A 15,202-nucleotide genomic window follows, 5' to 3' on the forward strand; every position below is an offset into this window, starting at 1 on the left:
CCGGCGTTCTCGATAGCGGTCAGGCGGCCGGGTAGCCGTCGAACCAGGTGCGGAACGCCAGCAGGTCGGGCAGGACGACGTCCGCGCCGTACGCGGTCAGGGCGTCGGAATCGAACGAGCCCGTCGCCACCGCCACGGCCATGGCGGCGGCGGCCCGTGCCGCGTCCACGTCGCCCGTGTGGTCGCCGATGTACGCGCCGACGCCGTGGTCGCGCAGGGCCACGCCCTTCTCGGCGCCGAAGAGGCCGCCGACGACCGCGTCCACCTTGAGCCCGAGGAAGCGGACGGTCCGTTCCGTGTCGGCCTGGTTCTTGCCGGACACGACGACGACGCGGCCCCCTCGCGTCCGTACGGCCTCCAGGGCCTCGGCGGCGCCGGGCATCGCGACGGTAGCGGGGACGGCGACGTCGGCGTACATCGCGCGGTAGCGGGCCGCCATCGCGGGGACCTCGGACGGCGGGAACCAGTACGCAAGTTCCTCTTCCAGGGGCGGGCCGATACGGGCCACGACGGCGCGGGTGTCGATGGGGACGCCGGTCTCGGAGGAGAGCGCGGCGTACACGGCGCTGATCCCCTCCCGGGTGTCGGCGAGGGTCAGGTCAAGGTCGAAGCCGAGGGCGAAATCCGGCGAATCAAGGTCCAGCACGTCCCACAGGGTAAGGGGAAGGGTATGAGGCATTCGCCGGGCGGTAACGTCGCGCCGGGCCGTCCGCCGCGCGCGGCCGCGTCCGGACGCGCCGGACGGCTGACCTGCGCGCGGACCCGCGCTCTCCCGGTAGTGGCGATGCGACGGGATCCGAGTAGGAGAGCGCGGGAACCTAACGCGCGACGGCCGCTCGAATTGTTTCCGACCGGAACTGGCCTGTCCGGTCGACTGAAACAGCCGTCCCAGAGCGGGATATACCCGACCCCCTCCCCATAAACCGCGTGACCAGGGAAAACACCGGGCCCGATAGGACCACCGGAAACAAAAGGAACGGCAGGCCGGAACGCGCCAAAGCCCGTCCGGCCCCGAGACCCGCCCCGACCCCGGAAAGAGGGCGACATGGCCGAGGAAACCCCTCCCGCGAAGGACAGGCAGGAGAACGCGATGTCCGGCACACGCATCGACCCCGGCGGCGAGACGGGCCGCACCCACCGCCGCGCGCCGCTCCGGCGGCCCCGTCCGCCCGCCGCCGCGCAGGCCCGCGCGCGGGCGGTGAGCCTCCTCGCCGGCGTGATCTCCGTCATCACCACGATCGTCGTGCTGGTGCTGGCCGCGCACATCGTGTTCGTGGCGTTCGAGGCCAACACCTCCAACGACCTGGTGACCTGGATCGGCGACCGCGCCACCGACCTGGCCTGGCAGTTCAAGGACGTGTTCCAGCCCGACGACCGCAAGGTCGAGGTCGCCGTCAACTACGGCCTCGCCGCCGTCGTCTACCTGGCCATCGGCCGGGTCCTCGTCGCCCTGGTACGCCGCCTGGCCTGACCCCGCACGCACGCGGCGCACGACGCCGACCGAACGCCCCGCCTCACCTCAGCTCGGCGGATGCGGCCCCGGCTGCGGACGCGGACGCGGCGGACGGAGGGCCCGGCACGGTCCGGACGATGGCCAAGCGGGCTCCAGACGAAGGCCAGCCACGCTCCGAACGGAGGAACAGGCGGGACCCGAACGGTGGGTCAGGCACGACCGAACGATGGCCAGACGGAACCCGAACGAAGACCCGACGGCATACGGACGAAGGCCAAACGGAACCCGAACGAAGGCCCGACGGGACCCGAACAGAGATCAGGCGGAAATCCGGATGGACGTCAGGCGGGGTCGTCGCGTCCCGGGAAGCGCACGGTCTCGAACGGCCAGGCGGTCTTCGTCCACTCGCGGACGAACTCCTCCAGCTCCTTCTCCAGGCCCGTGTGCTCCTCGTCCGCGCGGACCCAGAACACCACGACGGCGTCGGCGCCCGGGTCGTCGGACGGGGCGACGTGGATGCGGCCGAGCTGGCGCTCCTCGTCGGGCGTGGTGACCACGTAGCTGAACGAGCGCCGGAGCTGGCCCTCCTTCTGGAGCCACGCCACGTCGATCAGGGCCTGTTCGAACGTGAACTCCTGGTCCGGCCAGCCCCATTCGGGGCCGAACCTGCCCTGGAGCCGGTCGAGACTGCCCACGACCGCGCCGTAGTCCTTGACCACGTCGCTCACGGTGATCGGGCGGATCCGGAACCGCGGCCCGGCGACGAGCGTGGGGATCACGAAGTCCTCGGGGAGGAAGGCGCCCCGGCCGTCCTTCCGCGGAGACATGAACATCGCTGACCCTTCCGACAACGCCCCTCCCTGCGACAGGGCGCGAAGGCATGAACTCTATCCGTCCACCGGCCGGTGCGAGACGGATCACGAATTCGGGCGCGCCGGGCCCTGGACAGGGTCCGCCCGCCGAAAGATGCCTTAGTGTTCTTGCGGAGGAACACATAATCATGACGACATCAACGCGCGAGCGGATCGTGGCCGAGTCGCTTCGCCTGTTCGCCGATCGGGGATATGCCGCCACTTCGGTCGCGGAGATCGAGGCGGCGGCGGGGCTGTCACCGGGGGCCGGCGGTCTCTACCGCCACTTCCGGTCCAAGGAGGAGGTGCTCGCCTCCGCCATCCGCGAGCACATCGAACGGACCCGCCACCAGATCGACGGCGTCCTGGAGCAGGCGACGGTCTACGAGGACCGTCCGCTTGAGCAGCGTCTGAAGATGACCTGCCAGGCCGGGCTCGCCAAGATGCGCGAGGAGCAGGACCTGATCAGGGTGCTGTTCCGCGATCTGGACCAGTTCCCCAACCTCGTCGCCGAGATGCGCGAGGGCATCGTCAACCCGCTGTACGACGGCATCGCGACCTGGCTGGGTGCGCAGCCCGAGTTCGAGGGCTCCGACCAGGACTGGCCCGCGATCGCCTCGATCCTCGGCGGCGCGGTCGTCAACTACTGGCTCGCCAACGAGTCGATGTACGAACCGCCGACCCGCATCGACGAGAAGCGCTTCGTGGAAAGCTGGGCCCGCCTCGGCCTCGGCCTCGTCCACCTGGACGACCGAACGCCCGCGACCGGCTGACCCGCCCCGCAACACCCGCCATCCTCCACCCACACCCGAACGGCCCGCGTCGCATCGGCTCGTACGCGCCCGTGCGGCCCGTACGCGTCCCATCAAGCCCGCCGCCCGAACCGTCCGGGGGACGCCCGTTCCCGCCGGGCCTGTCCTCGTCCCACCCGAGATCGACGGACGCCCGCGCTCGCCCTTCGGCTCCTTCCCGCGAACGGCCGCAGGCCCCTCCGCTCCCGGAACGACCACAGTCCGCCCACGAACGGCCGACCGGCCCCGCAACCACAGAGCCTTGAACGGCCCCGAAGCGCCTCCCGACGTTCCCTCCGAGAGCGGGACCGGTCGGATCTGGGCGGACGGAGGTGCTGCGCGGGTATCGTCCATCCGGCGGCGTTCGCGCGCGACGAGGCGGGCGGGGGCGCAAAGAAGCGCTGGGGGGCGCGTCGCAAGTCCTCGGATCGGTACTGCCCGCGCGATGCGCCTCGGTGCGCCTCGATGCGCTCGCGCAGTCGCTGGACGAGGTCGGGGCGTTCTCGGGAGCCGAACACGCCGGACGCCGCGTCGGCGGTCCTGCCGGTCCACTGGAGGACGAGCCGTTCGGCGGCCTAGCTCACCTGGACGGGGACGGGGACGGGGACGCGGACGGGCGCGGCCCCTTAACGGGGACGCGGACGGGGCGGGTCGTGCGCCGCATTAAGTTGGGGAGGGCATGGAAACGTACGCGGACTGGCTGCGCGCACGCGGCGACGACGAGCTTCGTGCGCTGCTGTCCGCGCGTCCCGAGCTGATCGCGCCCGTACCGGCCGACCTCACCGCGCTCGCCGCCCGCGCCGCGACGCCCGCGGCGATCTCGCGGGCGCTGGACCGGCTCGACCGGTTCGCGCTGGCCGTGCTGGAGGCGCTGCTCGTGCTGCCGCCCCCGGTACGGCCCCGCGCGCTGGCCGCCGCCGTGGAGGCGACGCCGGGCGAGGTGGACGCGGCGCTCGACACGCTGCGCCGGTACGGCCTGGCCTGGGGGAACGGCTCGCTCACGAGCGCCCCGGGCGTCCGGCAGGGCCTGCCGCATCCGGCGGGGCTCGGGCCCCGCGTCCGGGAGGTCTTCGCCGGCTACTCCACCGAACGCCTCACCGCGCTGATCACCGACCTCGACGGCGAGGAGCCGCGCGGCTTCCCCGACTCGGCGCGGCTGCTGGACCGGCTCGCCGACGTGCTGGCCGAGCCCGCCGACCTGATCGCCGACGCGGGCGCCGAGGCGCGGGCCGCGCTCGAACAGCTCGCCTGGGGCCCGCCGGTCGGCCGCGTCGCCGACGCGCGCAGGCCCGTCCGGATCGACAGCGCCACCACCCCGATCGAACGGCTCCTCGCGCGCGGCCTCCTCGCCGCCGAGGACGACCGTACGGTCACGCTGCCCCGCGAGGTCGCCCTGCACCTGCGCGGCGGCCGCCTGTTCCGGGACGTCCCGGCGCAGCCGCCCCCGCTGGCCGCCGACGGCCCCGCGGCCGGGCGGGCCGCCGGTTCCGCGCGCGCCGACCTGGTCGTACGGGCGGGCGCGGGCGAGGCGTTCACCACCGTGCGGCTGATCGAGGAGCTGCTCGAACGCTGGGGCCTCGAACCGCCGCCCGTGCTGCGCAGCGGCGGCCTCGCGGTCCGCGACCTGCGCGCCGCCGCGGCCCTGCTGGACGTCGAGGACTGGCGGGCCGCGCTGCTGGTCGAGGTCGCGTACGCGGCGGGCCTGCTGACCCGCAGCGGCGACCTCGACGGCGAGTGGCTGCCGACCCCCGCCTACGACCTGTGGCTCATGCGCGACACCGCCGGGCGCTGGGTCGAGCTGGCGCACGGCTGGCTGAAGTCCGACCGCGCCGCCGGGCTCGCGGGTGAACGCGACGACCGCGACCGGCTGATCAACGCGCTCAGCGAGGCCATGGTGCGGGGCAGCGCCCCGGCGACCCGCCGCGCCGCGCTGGCCGTGCTCGCCGCCGCCCCGGCGGGCGCCGCGGTCGACGCCGACCACGTCCGCGACCGCCTGTCGTGGCGCTTTCCCCGGCGCGGCGGGCCGCTGCGCGACCGCCTCGTCGGCTGGACGCTGCGCGAGGCCGCGACGCTGGGGCTCACCGGGTTCGGAGAACTCACCCCGTACGCCCGGGAGCTGCTGGAAGGCGGCGAGGCCGAACCGGTCCTGGAGAAGTACCTGCCCGAGCCCGTCGAGGAGATCCTCATCCAGGCCGACCTGACCGCGATCGCGCCCGGCCCGCTGGTCACCGAGCTGGCCCGCGAACTCGCCCTCGCCGCCGACGTGGAGTCGACCGGCGGCGCGACGGTCTACCGTTTCACGCCCGAGTCCGTCCGCCGCGCCCTCGACGCGGGCCGTACCGCCGCCGACGTCCTCGGCCTGCTCGAACGGCACTCGGCGACCCCGCTGCCGCAGCCGCTCGGCTACCTCATCGAGGACGTCGCCCGCCGCCACGGCCACCTGCGCGTCGGCGCGATGGCCTCCTACGTCCGCACCGACTCGCCCGCCACGCTGGACGAGATCCTCGCCGACCGCCGCGCGGACCCGCTGCGGCTGCACCGCCTCGCCCCGACCGTCCTCGCGTCCGGGCTGCAACGCGCCGAACTCCTCGACGGCCTGCGTTCGATGGGCCTCGCCCCGGTCGCCGAGTCGCCGGGCGGCAGCGTGATCGTCACCCGCCCCGACGCGCAGCGGGCCGAACCGCCGCCGTCCACCGAGATCGTCCGGCTGCGTCCGGACGACTCCGCCGACGCCTCGATGGTCGCCGCCGCGGTCCGGGCGCTGCGCGCGGGCGACGAGGCGTCCCGCCACGGCGCCGAGCAGGCGCGGCTGCGCGCCGACGCCCCGGCGGGCGATCCGCCCCGTTCGCCCGCGATGGCCACCATCGAGCAGCTCCGCGCCGCCGTCGACCGCGGCGGCCGCGTCTGGATCGGCTACCTGGACCAGCAGGGCCAGGCGTCCAGCCGGATCGTGGAACCCGTCCGCGTCGAGGGCGGCTTCCTCACCGGCTACGACGCCACCCGCGCGGCCGTCCACCGCTTCGCCCTGCACCGCATCACCGGCGTCTCCGACCTCGACGACGCCCCCGCCGACTAACGTCCGTTTCGCCCCACCGGCCCGTTCGGCGTACGGTCGGGGTCAAGCGATAGCCTGCGCTGTCCGAGCGGACATTTCGCCGGGCCGCTACGGAACGGCCGGCACGGCAGGAGGCGCGGATGAGCGGGTACGGAGGGCAGCCGCCGCCCGGCTGGCAGGACCCCTACGGCGGACAGGGCCACGGCGCGTACGGCCAGGACCCCTACGGGCGACCGCCGCCCGGCCACGGCTACGGCCCGCCGGGCGTCCCGCACGCCTCCGTGGGCAACGGCGGCGCGATCGCCGCCCTCGTCTGCAACATCCTCGCCGTCGTGATGTGCTGCAACGTCCTCGCGATCGCCGGCATCGTCACCTCCGCGATCGCACTCGGCAAGGCCCCCGGCGACCCCCGCTCACTCCGCACCCTGACGATCTGGAGCTGGGCGATCCTCGCCGGCGCCATGATCCTGGAGATCGCCCTGATCATCCTCGCCGTAGCCGCCGGCTGGACAACCGACTCCGGCTCCCCCGACTACACCTCCACCGGCGTCTAACCCCCCTCCTCCCACTCCCCCGCACGCCCAGCACGCCTTCCCCCCGCCCACGTCGCGCACACCCGTCAGCCAGGAAGACCCAGCGCCTCCGACGCGCTCCACACGCCCAGCACGCCTTCCCCCGCCCCCGTCGCGCACCCCCCAGCCCGAAAGAACCAGCGCCTCCGACGCGCCCCGCAGCATCGGAACGCCCCACCCGCGGCACGCCCGACGCGTCCGGCACCCACGGCACACCCGACGCGCCCGGCACGTTCGGAACGGGCAGCGCCGTCCAGCACGCCCTTCACCCGCCCATCCGCACAGTCGGCACGTCCCTCACACCCCAGCACGCCCCGCACGCCCAGCACCCCCCTCAGCCCCCGGAACGCCCAACACGTCCCACGCGCCCGCCACGACCGAAGCGACCAGCACCCCCAGAACGACCAGCGTCCCCAGAACGACCAGCACCCTCGCCACGACCGGCACCCCAGAGTGGTCGGCTCTCCCGACCCGTCCACCAGAGCGGGGCAGGGCCAGTGCGACGAACGCGCCCACGGCCATGCCCGCCGTGGCCAGCAGTACCGCCGTGCGGCCGCCGTCGGCCACCGCGGCGCGCAGCGGAACGCCCGACAGCCCGCCCGTTCCCGCGTTGGCGACCGCGGTCAGGACGGCCAGCCCGATCGCGTTTCCGAGGTTCAGCGCCGTCGAGGCCATGCCGTTCGCGACGCCCTGCTCGCGGGGCGCGACGCCGGTCGAGGCGGCGATCCACATCGCGGTCCAGGCGATGCCCTGCCCGACGCCCGACACCACCAGTCCCGGCACCGTCGTCAGGAACGCCGCGTCCAGCGCGAACCCGGCCGCCAGCGCCGCCGTCCCCGCGACGCCCCCGACGAACCCGACCACCAGCGTCCGCCGCGTGCCGAGCGCGCCCGCCATCCGGCCGCCGATCTGCGTCCCGGCGGCGATCGCGGCGGACGGCACGAGGAACGCCAGCCCCGTCTCCAGCGCCGAGAACCGGTGCACGTTCTGGAACAGCACCGTCAGGAAGTACGGCAGCGCGCCGAACGTCGCCATGTAGACGAACGTGCTCGCCACGCCCACCGCGAGGCTGCGGTTGCGCAGCAGGCGCGGCGGCATGAGCGGGTCCCGCCCGCGCGCCTCGACCGCGGCGAACACGCCTAGCAGTACCGCCGCCAGGACGAACGCGGCGACGACAGCGGCCGACGACCAGCCCGCCTCCGGCCCCTGGACGAGCCCGAAGACCAGCAGCGTGACCCCGCCCGTGACGGTGAGCGCGCCAGGCAGGTCGAACCGGCGCCGTTCCTCCGCGCGCCGGTCCTTCGGGATGACGGCGAGCGCCGCCACCGCCACACCGGCGGCCAGGGGAACGTTCACGAAGAACACGGCGGGCCACCCGTACGCCTGGGTGAGGACGCCGCCGAGCAGCGCGCCCACCGTCAGGCCGCTCGCCCCGGCCCCGCCCCACACGGCGAGGGCCCGGTTGCGCCGCGGCCCCTCCTCGAACAGCGTCCCGATCAAGGACAGGGTGGACGGCAGCAGCAGCGCCCCGCCGAGCCCCTGAACGGCCCGCGCCGCGATGATCACGCCGGGCGCGGTGGCGAGCCCGCCCGCCAGCGAGGACGCCGCGTACACCGCGAGGGCCGCCACGAACACGCGGCGGCGCCCGAGCAGGTCGGCCGCGCGCCCGCCGAGCAGCAGGAACCCGCCGGCGAACACCACGTAGGCGTGGATCACCCACTGCTGCGACTGCGCGGTGAACCCGAGGTCATCGCCGATCTCGGGCAGCGCCACGTACACGATGTTGAGGTCCAGGGAGAAGATCAACTGGGCGAGGGCGAGCAGCGCCAGGGCGAGCCCCGGCCGCCGAGGGCCGTCGGTCATGGACATGCGTTCGCACGCCTTTCGGCAGGAGGGATCGGAGGGTCGGCCGGCCGGCCCGAACAGTACGAATGTTGCCGTACATTCCAACCAACCGTCAACCTCCCCGCCTACAGATTCGCTGCTCAGCACCCATAGTTCGCCAGTACACGTACGTTAAGATCGATCATATGATCGCTCAGCACCCCGAGCGGGACCAGATCCTGCTGGAGAACGTCCTGACGGCCCTGGGCAACCCCCTCCGGCTGCGCATCGTCCGCGTCCTCGCCGACGCCGGCGAGCGCAACTGCGGCACGATCCTCGGCAAGGAGATCTCGAAGTCGACCCTGACCCACCACTGGCGCGTCCTGCGCGACAGCGGCGTCATCTGGCAGCGCCCCTCCGGCCGCGAGAACCTCCTCTCCCTCCGCCGCGAAGACCTGGACGCCCGCTTCCCCGGCCTCCTCAACGCCCTCCTGAACGCCCTAGAACCCACAACCACCCCTCCCGCCTAAACTCCCACCCGCCCCGAACGAACCGCCCCAACCGCGACACACCGCCCCCGTTCCCGCTCCGCCCCGTTCCACCCCGACCCGTGCTGCCCCGTCCTGCCCCGTCCTGCCCCGCCGCCCGGACGAGGCACCAACCGACACACACCCGACCGCCACCCCAGCCCCAGCCATCGATACCGAACGCCCCTCCGCATCCATCACCCACCCCTCCCCCGCCGATTCCGAAGCTCCAGAAGACCCCTCCCCCTCAGCAAGAGCCCACCCACCCCGGGAAGGAACCCAACCGGCTCGGGAAGGAAGCCATCCGGCCCGGGAAGAGCGCGCGGCCTGCCGGTGTTGGACAGTTGGTCTCGTCGCGAACCGTCCAGTGCCGGGCCGGGCTCGGATAGCCTGCTCGCGCGGGGATCGCGGCACGACGACCGTGACCGCACCACAAGTCCACCGTGCTCGCGCCACAACCGCAGCCGCGACTGCGGCCGTGACCGCAGTCGCGGCGTGACCGCGGCTCACCGCACCGGCGCCCGACCGCCCGGGACCGTACGTCCCGCCGGACGAGCGCCGTCCACCTCATCCACCACCCGACAGGGGCTGCATCTGTGACCGACGGTCCGCTCATCGTCCAGTCCGACAAGACCCTGCTGCTCGAAGTCGACCACGAACTGGCCGGCGAGTGCCGCAAGGAGATCGCCCCGTTCGCCGAGCTCGAGCGGGCGCCGGAGCACATCCACACCTACCGGGTCACGCCGCTCGCGCTGTGGAACGCGCGGGCCGCCGGCCACGACGCCGAGCAGGTCGTCGACACCCTGCTGAAGTTCTCCCGCTACCCCGTGCCGCACGCGCTGCTGGTCGACGTCGCCGACACGATGGCGCGCTACGGGCGGCTGCGCCTGGAGAAGCACCCGACGCACGGGCTCGTCCTCTCGACCTCCGACCGTTCGGTCCTCGAAGAGGTGCTGCGGTCCAAGAAGGTCAAGGGCATGTTCGGCGACCGCGTCGGCGAGGACGCCGTCGCCGTCCATCCGAGCGAACGCGGCGCCCTCAAGCAGTCCCTCCTCAAGCTCGGCTGGCCCGCCGAGGACCTCGCCGGCTACGTGGACGGTGAAGCCCACGCGATCGCCCTGAACGAGGACGGCTGGTCCCTGCGCTCGTACCAGAAGGACGCGGCCGACGCGTTCTGGCACGGCGGATCCGGCGTCGTCGTCCTGCCCTGCGGCGCCGGGAAGACCATCGTCGGCGCCGCCGCCATGGCCCGCGCGGAGGCGACCACCCTGATTCTGGTGACCAACACCGTGTCGGCGCACCAGTGGAAGCAGGAGCTCATCCGGCGGACGTCCCTCACCGAGGACGAGATCGGCGAGTACACGGGCACCAAGAAGGAGATCCGCCCCGTCACGATCGCCACGTACCAGATCATGACGACGCGGCGGAAGGGCGCCTACGCGCACCTGGAACTGTTCGACGCGCGCGACTGGGGCCTCGTCCTCTACGACGAGGTGCACCTCCTGCCCGCGCCGATCTTCCGGATGACCGCCGACCTCCAGGCCCGCCGCCGCCTCGGCCTCACCGCCACGCTCGTCCGCGAGGACGGCCGCGAGGGCGACGTGTTCTCCCTCATCGGCCCCAAGCGGTACGACGCGCCCTGGAAGGACATGGAGACGCAGGGGTGGATCGCCCCGGCCGACTGCGTCGAGGTGCGCGTCACCCTCACCGACGCCGAACGCCTCGCCTACGCCACCGCCGACCCCGACGAGCGCTACCGCTTCTGCGCCACCACGGACACCAAGACCAGCCTGGTCAAGGCCCTGGTCGAACGGCACCGCGGCGAGCAGACCCTTGTCATCGGCCAGTACATCGACCAGCTCGACGAACTCGGCGCGCTGCTGGACGCCCCGGTCATCAAGGGCGAGACCCGCGTGCGCGAACGCGAACGCCTCTTCGACGCGTTCCGCGCAGGCGAGCTGAACGTCCTGGTCGTCTCCAAGGTCGCGAACTTCTCCATCGACCTCCCGAGGCCACCGTCGCCGTCCAGGTCTCCGGCGCGTACGGGTCCAGGCAGGAAGAGGCGCAACGCCTCGGACGACTCCTGCGCCCGAAGGCATCAGGCCAGGGCGCCCGCTTCTACGCCGTCGTGGCCCGCGACACCCTCGACCAGGAGTACGCGGCACACCGCCAGCGCTTCCTCGCCGAACAGGGCTACGCCTACCGAATCGTGGACGCCGACGCGGTCCTGGCCGGCGGAGAAATCTGACCGCCCTTTCCCGAAAACCTCCGAAAATGAGAAAGGCCCCGCCGTTACGGCGGGGCCTTTCACCATGAAGAGTCCGGCGGTGTCCTACTCTCCCACACAGTCTCCCGTGCAGTACCATCGGCGCTGAAGGGCTTAACTTCCGGGTTCGGGATGGGACCGGGTGTTTCCCCTTCGCCAAAACCACCGAACGACCAACCCCCAACACCACCCCCCGTCAGGGGGGGTGCGGGAAATTCTTGGCCGCCCAAGCAACAATCCGGCTCAGGCAACAACTATTCACAAATCAATAACGGGGTTCCCGGTTGTTGTTCGGGAACCGCACAGGGACGCGAGCACACCAGCAACCAGAAAAATCAAAGACCCGGTGTCTGTCGATTGGTTTGAACGTTGTGTGTGTTCAAGCCACTCGGCCTATTAGTACCGGTCAACTCCACACGTTACCGTGCTTCCATGTCCGGCCTATCAACCCAATGGTCTGTTGGGGGCCTTACACCCACTAGGGGTGGGAGAACTCATCTCGAGGAAGGCTTCCCGCTTAGATGCTTTCAGCGGTTATCCCGACCGAACGTAGCCAACCAGCCGTGCCCCTGGCGGGACAACTGGCACACCAGAGGTTCGTCCGTCCCGGTCCTCTCGTACTAGGGACAGACCCTCTCAATTCTCCTACGCGCGCAGCGGATAGGGACCGAACTGTCTCGCGACGTTCTAAACCCAGCTCGCGTGCCGCTTTAATGGGCGAACAGCCCAACCCTTGGGACCTACTCCAGCCCCAGGATGCGACGAGCCGACATCGAGGTGCCAAACCATCCCGTCGATATGGACTCTTGGGGAAGATCAGCCTGTTATCCCCGGGGTACCTTTTAGCCGTTGAGCGACACCACTTCCACACGTAGGTGCCGGATCACTAGGCCCTGCTTTCGCACCTGCTCGACATGTCTGTCTCACAGTCAAGCCCCCTTGTGCCCTTGCACTCACCACCTGATTGCCAACCAGGCTGAGGGAACCTTTGGGCGCCTCCGTTACTCTTTAGGAGGCAACCGCCCCAGTTAAACTACCCACCAGGCACTGTCCCCCACCCGGATCCACGGGTGCGGGTTAGACGCTCAAAACGACCAGAGTGGTATTTCACCAACGACTCCACCCAGACTGGCGTCTGGGCTTCACAGTCTCCCACCTATCCTACACAAGACGCTCCAAGCGCCAATGCCAAGCTGTAGTGAAGGTCCCGGGGTCTTTCCGTCCTGCTGCGCGAAACGAGCATCTTTACTCGTACTGCAATTTCGCCGGGCCTGTGGTTGAGACAGCGGGGAAGTCGTTACGCCATTCGTGCAGGTCGGAACTTACCCGACAAGGAATTTCGCTACCTTAGGATGGTTATAGTTACCACCGCCGTTTACCGGCGCTTAGATTCTCAGCCTCGAAAACCCCGAAAGAGCCTTCTAACCGGTCCTCTTAACGTTCCGGCACCGGGCAGGCGTCAGTCCGTATACAGCGTCTTACGACTTCGCACGGACCTGTGTTTTTAGTAAACAGTCGCTTCCCCCTGGCCTCTGCGACCACACCCAGCTCCGGAGGCGTGCTCCATCACCGGGCCTGGTCCCCCTTCTCCCAAAGTTACGGGGGCAATTTGCCGAGTTCCTTAACCACAGTTCACCCGATCGCCTTGGTATTCTCTACCTGACCACCTGAGTCGGTTTGGGGTACGGGCCGCCGGTACACTCGCTAGAGGCTTTTCTCGGCAGCATGGGATCACTCACTTCACCTAAAACGGCTCGGCATCACATCTCACCCTTGATGTGCCGCGGATTTACCTACGGCACGGGCTACCTGCTTACCCCAGGACAACCACCGCCTGGGCTGAGCTACCCTCCTGCGTCACCCCATCACTCACCTACTACCCCTCGGGTCGACCGCTAGGCCCATCCCGGTCCCCGAAGGAACCAGGCGGGATTCAGGGTCTTAGCATCAGAGGGTTCAGCGTTGGCGCATACCAGCGGGTACGGGAATATCAACCCGTTGTCCATCGACTACGCCTGTCGGCCTCGCCTTAGGTCCCGACTTACCCTGGGCGGATTAGCCTGCCCCAGGAACCCTTGGTCATCCGGCGCACACGTTTCTCACGCGTGATTCGCTACTCATGCCTGCATTCTCACTCCCACACCCTCCACCGCACGATCACTCGACGGCTTCACCGGACGCAGGACGCTCCCCTACCCACCCCAGCATCAGCTGGAGTGCCACGGCTTCGGCGGTGTGCTTGAGCCCCGCTACATTGTCGGCGCGGAATCACTTGACCAGTGAGCTATTACGCACTCTTTCAAGGATGGCTGCTTCTAAGCCAACCTCCTGGTTGTCACGGCAACTCCACATCCTTTCCCACTTAGCACACGCTTAGGGGCCTTAGCCGATGATCTGGGCTGTTTCCCTCTCGACTACGAAGCTTATCCCCCGCAGTCTCACTGCCGCGCTCTCACTTACCGGCATTCGGAGTTTGGCTGACGTCAGTAACCTTGTAGGGCCCATCAGCCATCCAGTAGCTCTACCTCCGGCAAGAAACACACGACGCTGCACCTAAATGCATTTCGGGGAGAACCAGCTATCACGGAGTTTGATTGGCCTTTCACCCCTAACCACAGGTCATCCCCCAGGTTTTCAACCCTGGTGGGTTCGGGCCTCCACACCGTCTTACCGGCGCTTCACCCTGCCCATGGCTAGATCACCCCGCTTCGGGTCTACAGCATGCGACTCAAACGCCCTATTCAGACTCGCTTTCGCTACGGCTACCCGCCACCGGTTAACCTCGCCACACACCATAACTCGCAGGCTCATTCTTCAAAAGGCACGCCATCACGAACAACACCCCAAAAAGAGTGCTGAGGACGCTCTGACGGCTTGTAGGCACACGGTTTCAGGTACTATTTCACGACCCCTCACCGGGGCACTTTTCACCTTTCCCTCACGGTACTGGTCCGCTATCGGTCATCAGGAAGTATTCAGCCTTACCACGTGGTCGTGGCAGATTCACACGGGATTTCACGGGCCCCGTGCTACTCGGGACAACACCCAGGAGACAACATGATTTCGCTTACCGGACTCTCACCGTCTACGGTCGGCCATCCCAAACCGTTCAACTATCACATTGTTTTATAACTCCCCGCCAGACTGGTAGACCTGACCGGATGCTCCCACAACCCCGCACACGCAACCCCTACCAGGTATCACACGCGCACGGTTTAGGCTCCTCCGCTTTCGCTCACCACTACTCACGGAATCACTCTTGTTTTCTCTTCCTGCGGGTACTGAGATGTTTCACTTCCCCGCGTTCCCACCAACCGCCCTATACATTCAGACGGCGGCGACACCCCATGACGGGTGCCAGGTTTCCCCATTCGGAAATCCCCGGATCACAGTCTGGTTGCCGACTCCCCGAGGCATATCGCAGGCTCCCACGTCCTTCATCGGCTCCTGATGCCAAGGCATCCACCGTATGCCCTTAAAAACTTGAACACACAAAACGATCAAACAAATCGCAGACAAGACACAACCCCCGACACCACCCGCCAGCCCCCCGCCCCCTCACCAGAAAACAGTCAGAAGGAAGAAAGACCAAGATGGTCGAGGTCGAGTCTCGCCAGAGATGCTCGCGTCCACTGTGCAGTTCTCAAACAACAAACGAGTCCACCGAACCCCGCGCACCCATCACGGATGCGCCGCGTTCAGTCCCGTAGTCCAGAAGAAACACCCCAACCCCCTCCACCACACGACCGACGAACGACCTGTGTGTTCAAAGGGGGCTGAAGGGCCCGTTTCCTCAGGACCCAACAGCGTGCCCACCCCACCACCAGCCCGACACCGGCGACTCCCACTCCCCGCGAGGTAAC

The 15,202-nt window shown here is 69.5% G+C and carries 8 protein-coding genes, 2 rRNA genes and 1 pseudogene; 6 read left to right on the forward strand and 5 right to left on the reverse strand.

Going from position 1 to position 15,202, the window contains the following annotated elements; genetic code table 11:
• Positions 1-19 precede the first annotated feature (19 nt).
• Complete coding sequence (locus GEV43_RS10040; protein ID WP_309239564.1) at positions 20-646, reverse strand: HAD hydrolase-like protein; 627 nt, start codon at positions 644-646, stop codon at positions 20-22.
• Positions 647-1,090: 444 nt separating this feature from the next.
• Here GEV43_RS10040 and GEV43_RS10045 point away from each other — a divergent pair, with 444 nt between their 5' ends.
• The gene (locus tag GEV43_RS10045; RefSeq protein ID WP_160820446.1) at positions 1,091-1,471 is read left to right on the forward strand and encodes a hypothetical protein; all 381 of its coding nucleotides are present in this window, start codon (positions 1,091-1,093) and stop codon (positions 1,469-1,471) included.
• Between the two features lie 323 nt (positions 1,472-1,794).
• Here GEV43_RS10045 and GEV43_RS10050 read toward each other — a convergent pair whose 3' ends face one another.
• Positions 1,795-2,286, reverse strand: coding sequence for a GNAT family N-acetyltransferase (locus tag GEV43_RS10050; RefSeq protein ID WP_241682850.1), 492 nt, complete (start codon positions 2,284-2,286; stop codon positions 1,795-1,797).
• Positions 2,287-2,453: 167 nt separating this feature from the next.
• On the opposite strand from GEV43_RS10050, the gene GEV43_RS10055 reads away from it, so the two are divergent.
• The 3 genes from GEV43_RS10055 to GEV43_RS10065 all read left to right on the forward strand — a co-directional run bounded on the left by GEV43_RS10055 (position 2,454) and on the right by GEV43_RS10065 (position 6,704).
• On the forward strand, positions 2,454-3,077 hold the full coding sequence (locus GEV43_RS10055; RefSeq protein ID WP_164717186.1) for a TetR/AcrR family transcriptional regulator: 624 nt from the start codon (positions 2,454-2,456) through the stop codon (positions 3,075-3,077).
• A 697-nt stretch (positions 3,078-3,774) separates the two neighbouring features.
• Positions 3,775-6,171: a helicase-associated domain-containing protein gene (locus GEV43_RS10060; protein ID WP_160820447.1), complete on the forward strand. Its 2,397-nt coding sequence runs from the start codon at positions 3,775-3,777 to the stop codon at positions 6,169-6,171.
• Positions 6,172-6,290: 119 nt separating this feature from the next.
• On the forward strand, positions 6,291-6,704 hold the full coding sequence (locus tag GEV43_RS10065; protein ID WP_160820448.1) for a hypothetical protein: 414 nt from the start codon (positions 6,291-6,293) through the stop codon (positions 6,702-6,704).
• 315 nt (positions 6,705-7,019) lie between these two features.
• Here the strand turns inward: GEV43_RS10065 and GEV43_RS10070 are convergent, their stop codons facing one another.
• Complete coding sequence (locus tag GEV43_RS10070; protein WP_175250016.1) at positions 7,020-8,591, reverse strand: MFS transporter; 1,572 nt, start codon at positions 8,589-8,591, stop codon at positions 7,020-7,022.
• A gap of 161 nt (positions 8,592-8,752) precedes the next feature.
• Here GEV43_RS10070 and GEV43_RS10075 point away from each other — a divergent pair, with 161 nt between their 5' ends.
• Both GEV43_RS10075 and GEV43_RS10080 read left to right on the forward strand, forming a co-directional pair.
• Entirely contained in the window at positions 8,753-9,076 is a 324-nt protein-coding gene (locus GEV43_RS10075; RefSeq protein WP_160820449.1) for a helix-turn-helix transcriptional regulator, read from the forward strand.
• Positions 9,077-9,669: 593 nt separating this feature from the next.
• A pseudogene (locus tag GEV43_RS10080) lies at positions 9,670-11,321 on the forward strand (DNA repair helicase XPB).
• A 71-nt stretch (positions 11,322-11,392) separates the two neighbouring features.
• Here GEV43_RS10080 and rrf read toward each other — a convergent pair.
• Together rrf and GEV43_RS10090 are read right to left on the reverse strand one after the other, a co-directional pair.
• Positions 11,393-11,509, reverse strand: a 5S ribosomal RNA gene (gene rrf, locus GEV43_RS10085).
• Between the two features lie 205 nt (positions 11,510-11,714).
• Positions 11,715-14,828 (reverse strand): 23S ribosomal RNA (locus tag GEV43_RS10090).
• Positions 14,829-15,202: the final 374 nt, after the last annotated feature.

Origin of the sequence: Actinomadura sp. J1-007 (assembly GCF_009793335.1) — a bacterium.
Lineage (GTDB): Bacteria > Actinomycetota > Actinomycetes > Streptosporangiales > Streptosporangiaceae > Spirillospora > Spirillospora yumaensis.